Raw genomic sequence first — 8,808 nt, forward strand, 5'->3', positions numbered from 1 at the left:
CTATTGTACTTACACTACCTTCGTCTTCAAAAGCAGAAACATCAAATCTATTCATTACTTTATTTCTAAAAGCATCAATACCGCCTTCGAATTTCGCACTCTTGCTCAATCCCCCTTCACCAATAATTTCATTAGGATCTTCTACAGGAACAACAGGAACTATTTTTGGCGGAGCAACTGTTCCTGGTCCAGAGATAACATGTGTAGGTACATTAATCGTTGGAGCTACCGGAGCTTCAAAGTCATTCTTCACACCAGCAATCGCATCTTTAGGAATTTCGGTTACAATATTACTTTCGTCTGCATTTCTGGTAGGAGTTGCAACTTGAGAATTATATTGTCTTACACTTGGAGGCGGTGGCGTAACTGTTCTTGGAGGGGTCACTACAGGAGGAGTTTCTGGAACTTCAACGATATTAATCGGAGGAGGCAATTCATATCCTCCATTATCAGTAACTTCTGTAGAATTAAAAGCAGAAATAACTACAGGAATAATAGAAACCGCAGCCAATAAACCGACACCTATAAAAAATGCTTTGGTTAAAATTCTGTCTGATTCTGTTCTTAGTACATAAGCTCCATACGCTTTGTTACGGTTTTCGAAAAGGATTTCGTTCAGCCGAAAATCCTGGTTGTGTTCTAGGTGTTTCATCACTACAAAAATTAAAATTGTTAATATATTATAGATTATCAGTTTTCAATAGGTTTTAAAATAATCTTTGAAACAATATCAAAATTTCTGCCAAAAAATTAATAAAAGAGAAACATTTTGTTAAAATTGATGATAAAATAAAAATTAACTATTTATTGAATACTATTTTGATGCAGGATGATAGAAGCTTGATGATCGTAGTTTGCAATTCCCATCCTTTGGAGGGGTGGCGAAAATTTCTTCGAAATTTTTGCCGGGGTGGTCTTAAGAAATTTAATTGTAAAAAAGCATCTAACTGATCTTTATCTACCCTCCAAAAGAAAGCCTCATCATAACTAGCCCTGATGGAAACGGCATCCTTTTTTGTTTTTCAGCTTAGGGAAAAGTGAAGGCAAAACAAAAAAGATATAGTGGACAGCAGGAAATAGCTCCTTATATTGAGTTGGAGAGTTTTAAGAGTGAGTAAGTTTGAGTATATAGAAATTCTTTACTGCGCTTTCGCTTTGTTCAGAATGACAAGCTTTATTTATAGTTTGTTTGAGTGCTTTGTCRCTTCGCTTATCGCAATGACGCAAAAAAAAGAAACCGCCAAAATTGACAGTCTCTTTTTAATTATTTTAAAATATTCCTTAGAATAATTCTTTTCTGATGATGTTCTGGCTTCTTTCAGGCCCAACAGAAACCAAGTAAACGTTGATTCCTAAATACTTCTCGATAAACTCGATATATTCCTGAGCCGTTTGTGGAAGTTCATCATAGCTTCTTGCTTTTGTGATGTCTTCTTTCCAACCCGGTAAATCTTGGTAGATTGGTTCGTAGTTGTACAATTTCTCTGTTGAAGAAGTGAAATAATCGATGATTTTTCCGTCTTCAGTTTTGTAATGAGTCACAACTTTTAGGTTTTCAATTCCTGTAAGAACGTCTAATTTTGTAATTACTAAATTATTGATTCCGTTGATCATACAAGCGTGCTTCAAAGAAACAAGGTCTAACCAACCTGTTCTTCTTGGTCTACCTGTAGTTGCTCCGAATTCACCACCGATTTGTCTGATGCTTTCTCCTAATTCGTTATCTAATTCTGACGGGAAAGGTCCGTTTCCAACTCTTGTACAGTATGCTTTTGCAACACCGATCAGGTTTTGAAGAGATGTTGGTGGAACTCCCGCTCCTGAACAAACCCCTCCTGTAGATGGAGAAGATGAAGTTACATAAGGATATGTTCCGAAGTCGATATCAAGCATTAAAGCCTGTGCTCCTTCGAATAAAACGTTTTTACCATCTCTGATCGCTTCGTTTAATTCCAGTTCCGTATCAACGATTCTGTCTTGAAGCTGTTTTCCGATTTCTAAATATTCGTTGTAAATTTCTTCAACGTCTAATGTCGGTTTTCCGTAATATTTTTCAAAAAGAGAATTCTTAATTTTTAAGTTTTTCTCGATTTTGTCTCTTAAAATTTCAGGATTCAGAAGGTCGATCATTCTAATTCCCACTCTTGCGATTTTATCTTCGTAGCAAGGTCCGATCCCTTTTTTCGTCGTTCCGATCTGCGTTCCTCCGTGTTCTTCCTCACGGTAAGTATCCAAAAGAATGTGGTAAGGCATGATGACATGCGCTCTTCTGCTGATGAAAATGTGATCAGTTTTCAAGCCTTTGCTTTCGATCTGATTCACCTCCTTAATGAAAGATTTAGGATTTACCACTACTCCGTTTGCAATGATACACTTCCCTTTGCACTGAAGAACTCCCGATGGAAGAAGGTGCAAAACGAATTTCTCTTCACCTACATAAACCGTGTGACCAGCGTTGTCCCCACCTTGGAAACGTACAACGTAATCCGATTTTGCCGATAAAACATCCGTGATTTTTCCTTTACCTTCATCTCCATACTGAAGACCTACAACTACGTAAGTTGACATATTTTACTTTTATTTTAGATTCATGCAAAATTACTTTTAAAAAATTGGGTGCGCAAATTTGAGGGGGATTTTATTTTTGGGTGGGTGGAAATCATATTGGTTGATGGTATAATTTTGATATTTAATTATATTATATTTGAAAATCAATTATTATTAAGCTAATGACAGTAAAAGAAGCTATTTTAAAAAGTCTTGAAGATTTAGTAATTCCTGTTTATAATGTTGAGGTATTAAATCACATTGTTGAAAAAAATTATTATATATTTTCAAAAGGAAAAACTCCAGGAGCAACTATTTCCGCTCAGCTTGGAGATTATATAAGAAGTGGAGATTCTAGGGTTAAAAGATTGAAAAAGTCGAATGGAATTTACTATTATTATTTGACTAAAAATGAACATCAAATCGAACAAGAAATACTAAATGAAGAAAGTATAACTTCAATTGAAATTCAACAGGAAATAAAAGTCAAAACAAAAGTTTATGAAGAGCGTGATTTACATAAACTCTTAAGTAGCTTTTTGAAAAATACAGAAACATTTTCAAAAACAATATTTCATGAACAGTCTAATGGAAAAGATAATAATCAAATCTGGACTCATCCGGACATGGTTGGAATTAAATTTCTAAATCTTCAAACTAAAGCAAGTCAAAATTTCCTCAAGTCAATTAATCGTGTTGATACATTTAAACTAAGTTCATACGAACTTAAAAGAGAAATTAATAGTGATAGTGAACTCAAAAAAGCATATTTTCAAGCGGTTTCTAATTCAAGTTGGTCTAACTACGGATATTTAGTTGCGTTTGAATTTAGTGATAGTTTACAGGAAGAAATGTCTAGACTTAATCAATCTTTCGGTATTGGAATAATTGAGTTAAATGCAAATCCATATCAGAGTAAAATATTGTTTCCAGCAGTTTATCGTGATTTAGATTTTAAAACCATTGATAAATTATGTAAAATAAATAGAGAATTTGAAAACTTCATTGAACAAACTGAAAAATTATTAACTGCGAGTGAAAAGTATATCAAAGGTGCAGAAAAAGAATTAGAAGAATTTTGTGATAAATATTTTTCAAATGATTCTGAAATTGAGAAATATTGTAAAGATAAAAATATACCCTTTGAAAAATATTGGAACAATCTTATAGAGATAAATTAAATTAATTAAGGTGAGAAATCAAGTTTTATAAAAGATTTTTATATTCGATTTTTTCTAAAAAACTTAACGAAAAGATTTAATTAAATATAATTATAAACCTAACAATTTTAAAAAACTGTTAGGTTTATAATTTACAAAGAAATATCTTTAATCCAACAAAACCTCTCTTCATTATTTGTCGGTTCATCGAGAATAATCATATCGGGCGCTTTATTACTGATGGAAAGTCCGCACAGAAGAAGTCGCAGACGCTCTCCGCCACTCAGAACATCGCACTTTTTGTCCCAGGTTTCCTTTCTGAATAAAAATCTTGACAATAAGGTTTTCACTTCAGATTCCTGTAAAACATTATCGTTAAACTGTTGCGCAAAATCATAAACCGTCGCCTTTTTATCAATCAAAGAATACTCCTGATCAATATAAATCGTCTGAAAATCCGATCTCGAAATCGTTCCGACAGAAGGCTGCAAATTTCCCAACAACAGCTTAATCAAAGTCGTTTTTCCCGTACCGTTCGAACCTTTAATCGAAATTCGGTCACCGCTTCGGATTTCAAGATTGAGATTTTCTTTCCAAAGATTTTCTTCATTATATTTAAAATTAATTTCCTCCGCAGAAATCAAAATTTTCCCGGAATGCAGATTCGAATCATTAAAATTCACCTTCATCTGATCCGAATTTCTTACTGATGAACGTAAATCCCGCAAATCACCGGAAATATCATTGATTTTCTCGGCATGAACAGACTTTAATTTTGAAGAATTTTTCTCGGCATTATTTCTCAGCGTATTCATCATAATTCTCGCCACACCCGATTTTTCCTGCTTTCCTTTTCCTCGTGCATCGAGTTTTTGTTTTCGTTCAATCGTTTCACGTTCTTTTTCTTTTGCCTTTTTCAGTGCCCGTTCTTTGGAATGAATATCGTTTTGCAAGGCTTCATTTTCAATTTCTTTTTGTTCGGCATAAAAATCATAATTTCCGCCATACGTTGAAATTCCCTGATTGCTCAATTCAAAAATGGTATCCACCAAATTCAGCAAAGTACGATCGTGACTGACCATCACAACCGTTGAATTCGTTTTTTCAATAAAATCACACAACAGATTTCGACCTTCCAAATCCAAATGATTCGTCGGCTCGTCCAGTAAAATAATTTCAGGTTGATTGATTTGAATTCCCGCCAGAAAAACCTTTGTTTTTTGTCCTCCACTCAGGCTTTCTAGTTTTTGATTAAGATCTAAATTTTCGAGTTTCCAATATTGCAAAGCTTGCTGACAGCGTTCTTCGATATCCCAATCGTCATTCAATGTTTCAAAATAAATTTCATCCACATCTCCATTCGTAATTTTTTGGAGCGCATCAAGTTTCTTATCGATTTTCAAACATTCCGCAATCGTCAATTCATTAAAATTCCCGAACATTTGAGGAACATAAAATAAATCACCCTGACTATTGACATTTCCTTCCAAAGGTTCAATTTCATTCGCCATGATTTTCAGCAAGGTAGATTTTCCCATACCGTTACTCCCGACCAAAGCCGATTTTGAGTGTGAAGGTATCGTTAAGTTGATAGAATTAAAAAGCAGATTCCCCGCCGGAAACCCAAAGGATATATTGTGTAAAAAAAACATAATTTCTTTCTTTAATTAAGGTTAAATTGCAATAACTTCACTCGTTATTGTCTATAAAATCTGAAAGAAATTAAATTCTACATGTCTGATGTTTTGGGTTTTGTATGATGCAAAGATAATAATTTTGGAACATTTCAAAATCTCTTACTGCAAAGTTTGTCATTCTGACAAAGGAAGAATCTCTTATCTTACACGTGTAAACTTCCACCTTTTTCTCTTTTGGAGCTTTTCCCGCTTTTCGTTACAATCTTTTTTTTCAAAAAAGGATTTTCACTGCAATCGGGGCTAAGAGTTTTAGTCCTACATTACACACTCACCTACAGTTAAAGTTTTTATCTTTCCGTAGAAATCATCTATAAAAGTTTTGAAAACACGACCACCCCGTCAAAAATTTCTCTGAAATTTTCGCCACCCCTCCAAAGGAGGGGAATTTTTCTTAAATAAAATTCAGTAAAATCAAGCCTCTACTCCACTCATCACTTGACGGAAAAGTCCTTTGATGTGATCGATTTCAGATTGATACATGGTCTTTTTGCGGCAGCCGAAGTAAAGTGTATTTTCCAGTTTTTTATCGCCTTCCCAAATCAGTTGTATTTCACCGCTTTCAATTTCATTTTTGCACAAAAAATCCGGAACCACAGCCAAACCGGTTCCACCTTTCAAACAACGGATAATCGAATTCAAATTGGGAACAATATAATTGGGCCTGAAATTAGGTTTATGTCCGAAATTCATCAGCCAAAACTGGAAAAGATGTTCCATATCTCCGGTTGTTCCGTACCATTTTTCATGTTTCAGCCAGTCTTCAATTTGTTGGAAATCTTTCGTTTTTAAAATCTTATCAAAACTTTTCGTATCAACCTCTTTTCCGCCTACCAAAATAATCTGCTCTGAAGAAAAAGCTTCATGCAAAATATTGGGCGACGTTCCTTTTTTAGGGGTAATAATTAAATCTAAAATTCCTTTATCCAACTGATCGAGCATTTCGGGATATTCCCCAAAGCTGATAATCAGATTAAAATCAAGACTTGAAACATATTGCTCCAAAGTCGTCTGAAAAGTTTCAAAACACATTCCCACACTGATCGTCGGGGTATGTTTTTCAGTAGATTTCTGGAAGTTTTTTTCAACTTCTTCTAATTTTGTTAATGGTTCTGAAATCGCATGAAACAAAACCTTTCCTCGATACCATTCGAGATTTACCATTGTTTTGGTGTGAATTGTATATAGTGAATTGTCAATTTTCTTTGCAGTCAATTGTCAATTTTTTAATCTGATAAAATTCACAAGCGAAGCAAATTGACTTTTCACCATTCACTTACAAATCCATCAGAATTATAATACAAAGGTATAAATTATATTATTTTAATTATACAAAATCCCAACATAACTTTGCAGAGTAAAATTTAAACAATCATACAAAATGAAAAAAGTATTAATCATCAACGGTGGACAAAACTTCGGACATTCAGGAGGAAAATATAATCAGACTATTGCAGAAAACACATTAAAAGTTTTAGAAAAATTCGAAAATATTGAGGTAAAAATTACCAACGTAAGAGAAAATTATGATAAAAATAAAGAAGTAGAAAAATTTGTCTGGGCAGATTATATTATTTACCACACTCCGATTTGGTGGTTTCAGTTGCCGAATGGTTTGAAAAAATATATCGATGAAGTTTTCACTGCAGGTCATACCAAAGGAATTTACATGAGCGACGGCAGAACTTCTGAAAATCCAAAAATCAACTATGGAACCGGAGGAATGTTGGGCGGCAGAAAATATATGGTGACCACAAGCTGGAACGCACCGGAAACAGCTTTCACGCTTCCCGGAGAATTTTTCAACGAAACAAGTGTAGACAACGGGCCTCTTTTTGGATTTCACAGGATGAATGCGTTCGTTTCTTTAGAAAAAATGAATAGTTTTCATTTCCATGACGTAGAAAAAAATGCAAACATCGAGCGTGATATGAAATTGTACCGGGAACATCTTACTGCTGTTTTTGAAAAGGAATTAAAGCCTCAATTAGCTTAATAAGACTTCATTATTTTATTTTGGTGCAAAAGTTTCATTACCAATTAAAATTACGAGATTATGAAGGCACTGAGAAATATTTTTATTGTATTAACAATTGCATCAATAACGAATTTGAAAGCACAGCAAAAAGATCAATGTCGTTACACCAAAACTCCGACAGGTTATCTGATGGTTTTGCGGCAAGGTGATGATGTGATTTCCCAAATTGAAAATATGGTGAAAACAGAAAAAATTCCGTCTGCAAGTTTTACGGGAATTGGTTTTGCATCGGAAGTAACTTTTGGATTTTACGATTTTAACAAGAAAAAATTCAACCCGAAAACATTTAATAAAGTGGAAATGGGAAGCTTGACAGGTTCAATCGCATGGAATGAAAAAGAACCATCTATCTGAGCAATCTGGCTTTCATCAAATAATTGTTTAGCCTTATAATACGTTTCTTCAGTCAGACCTTTTTGGCTGATTAAAGTAATCTCTTCCGTCATCGCCAAAAGCACCTGTTCTTCTTCCGTATAAAGCTCCAAAGCTTCTCTCCAAGCATTCAGGAGATAGATTCTTTGCGGAGTTTCGCCATATTTTATTGCATCTTTCGTGTGCATATCCAGACAAAATGCACAACCATTGATCTGTGAAGCCCTTATTTTGATTAATTCTTTCTGAATATGGTTTAAAGAAATAGTCTGAAGATAGCCTTCAAGTCCCATCATTGCTTTGTAAGCGGCAGCATCTGCAGTTGCCATATTGATTCTTGCACTCATAACGTTTATGATTTTTTAGTTAATGTATCTATTGAAAAATAAAATTCTTTTTGTGTTGCCAATAAAAAAGCCGCCGCACTTCCAATCCAGACCGAAAAATCCAAAGGTGCTTTTACTCCTAAAGCAACGCTCATTGATAAAGCGAAAACAAGCAATAAAAATCCTGCACCGTAAGCTGCTGCCTTCGTTTTAAAACCAAAGATCAGCATCAACGAAAATAATATTTCTAAAAAAGTAGCGGTATAAGCCGAAAATCTGCTTAAAAATTCCGGGAGAAAAAATGTTAATTGCCGGGTATACTTTTCAAAGTTTTCCCAATTTCCCCAAGCTGAATTTTCACCCCAAAAACCGAACCTGTCCGCAACTGCAGAAAGCATGGTCAAAGAAATTGCAAATCTTAAAAATAACTGCGGAAATTTGAAATCTTTGTCTGTCATAGCATTTATTTTTATGAACAGGACAAAGGTGCGAATTGCAAACTGTAAAAATCTTAAACTGGTTTAAGAACGTAATTTTGCTCTTATTTCGCTTAAATATTCCGGAGTAAAACCTAAAAATGAAGCCAGTAAATATTGCGGAATTCTTTGAATAAAACCGGGATATAAAGTGCTGAAATGTATATAATAATCTTCCTTCGACATCTCATAAAT

The 8,808-nt window shown here is 34.2% G+C and carries 9 protein-coding genes and 1 pseudogene; 3 read left to right on the plus strand and 7 right to left on the minus strand.

Annotated elements, in window-relative coordinates; translation table 11 throughout:
- Positions 1–652 (minus strand): hypothetical protein (locus AB4Y90_RS16180; RefSeq protein ID WP_441558610.1); only part of this gene is annotated, 652 nt, incomplete at its 3' end.
- 629 nt (positions 653–1,281) lie between these two features.
- Positions 1,282–2,568: an adenylosuccinate synthase gene (locus tag AB4Y90_RS16185; protein WP_039364844.1), complete on the minus strand. Its 1,287-nt coding sequence runs from the start codon at positions 2,566–2,568 to the stop codon at positions 1,282–1,284.
- A 161-nt stretch (positions 2,569–2,729) separates the two neighbouring features.
- Between AB4Y90_RS16185 and AB4Y90_RS16190 the strand changes: the two genes are divergently transcribed.
- Positions 2,730–3,728: a hypothetical protein gene (locus AB4Y90_RS16190; protein WP_441558611.1), complete on the plus strand. Its 999-nt coding sequence runs from the start codon at positions 2,730–2,732 to the stop codon at positions 3,726–3,728.
- Positions 3,729–3,859: 131 nt separating this feature from the next.
- Here AB4Y90_RS16190 and AB4Y90_RS16195 read toward each other — a convergent pair whose 3' ends face one another.
- Together AB4Y90_RS16195 and AB4Y90_RS16200 are read right to left on the minus strand one after the other, a co-directional pair.
- Positions 3,860–5,359 carry an ABC-F family ATP-binding cassette domain-containing protein gene (locus AB4Y90_RS16195; protein WP_441558612.1) on the minus strand — a complete coding sequence of 500 codons (1,500 nt, stop codon included), beginning with the start codon at positions 5,357–5,359 and terminating at the stop codon, positions 3,860–3,862.
- A 456-nt stretch (positions 5,360–5,815) separates the two neighbouring features.
- The gene (locus AB4Y90_RS16200; RefSeq protein ID WP_441558613.1) at positions 5,816–6,616 is read right to left on the minus strand and encodes a substrate-binding domain-containing protein; all 801 of its coding nucleotides are present in this window, start codon (positions 6,614–6,616) and stop codon (positions 5,816–5,818) included.
- Positions 6,617–6,782: 166 nt separating this feature from the next.
- Here AB4Y90_RS16200 and AB4Y90_RS16205 point away from each other — a divergent pair, with 166 nt between their 5' ends.
- Together AB4Y90_RS16205 and AB4Y90_RS16210 are read left to right on the plus strand one after the other, a co-directional pair.
- Positions 6,783–7,397: an NAD(P)H-dependent oxidoreductase gene (locus AB4Y90_RS16205; protein WP_441558614.1), complete on the plus strand. Its 615-nt coding sequence runs from the start codon at positions 6,783–6,785 to the stop codon at positions 7,395–7,397.
- A 60-nt stretch (positions 7,398–7,457) separates the two neighbouring features.
- Positions 7,458–7,793, plus strand: a complete 336-nt coding sequence (locus AB4Y90_RS16210; protein ID WP_441558615.1) for a PPC domain-containing DNA-binding protein — start codon at positions 7,458–7,460, stop codon at positions 7,791–7,793.
- Here the strand turns inward: AB4Y90_RS16210 and AB4Y90_RS16215 are convergent.
- The 3 genes and pseudogenes from AB4Y90_RS16215 to AB4Y90_RS16225 form a co-directional block, all read right to left on the minus strand.
- Entirely contained in the window at positions 7,688–8,158 is a 471-nt protein-coding gene (locus AB4Y90_RS16215) for a carboxymuconolactone decarboxylase family protein (RefSeq protein ID WP_441558616.1), read from the minus strand. The genes AB4Y90_RS16210 and AB4Y90_RS16215 overlap by 106 nt on opposite strands.
- Positions 8,159–8,163: 5 nt before the next feature.
- Complete coding sequence (locus tag AB4Y90_RS16220) at positions 8,164–8,595, minus strand: MauE/DoxX family redox-associated membrane protein (RefSeq protein ID WP_441558617.1); 432 nt, start codon at positions 8,593–8,595, stop codon at positions 8,164–8,166.
- 63 nt (positions 8,596–8,658) lie between these two features.
- Positions 8,659–8,808, minus strand: a pseudogene (locus AB4Y90_RS16225) (Crp/Fnr family transcriptional regulator); the annotation flags it as partial.

The organism is Chryseobacterium sp. 2TAF14 (genome assembly GCF_052115105.1).
GTDB lineage: Bacteria > Bacteroidota > Bacteroidia > Flavobacteriales > Weeksellaceae > Chryseobacterium.

Coding starts and splice junctions, on each gene's coding strand:
- AB4Y90_RS16185 (WP_039364844.1), bottom strand. CDS start 2,568: ATGTCAACTTACGTAGTTGTAGGTCTTCAGTATGGAGATGAAGGTAAA.
- AB4Y90_RS16190 (WP_441558611.1), top strand. CDS start 2,730: ATGACAGTAAAAGAAGCTATTTTAAAAAGTCTTGAAGATTTAGTAATT.
- AB4Y90_RS16195 (WP_441558612.1), bottom strand. CDS start 5,359: ATGTTTTTTTTACACAATATATCCTTTGGGTTTCCGGCGGGGAATCTG.
- AB4Y90_RS16205 (WP_441558614.1), top strand. CDS start 6,783: ATGAAAAAAGTATTAATCATCAACGGTGGACAAAACTTCGGACATTCA.
- AB4Y90_RS16210 (WP_441558615.1), top strand. CDS start 7,458: ATGAAGGCACTGAGAAATATTTTTATTGTATTAACAATTGCATCAATA.
- AB4Y90_RS16215 (WP_441558616.1), bottom strand. CDS start 8,158: ATGAGTGCAAGAATCAATATGGCAACTGCAGATGCTGCCGCTTACAAA.
- AB4Y90_RS16220 (WP_441558617.1), bottom strand. CDS start 8,595: ATGACAGACAAAGATTTCAAATTTCCGCAGTTATTTTTAAGATTTGCA.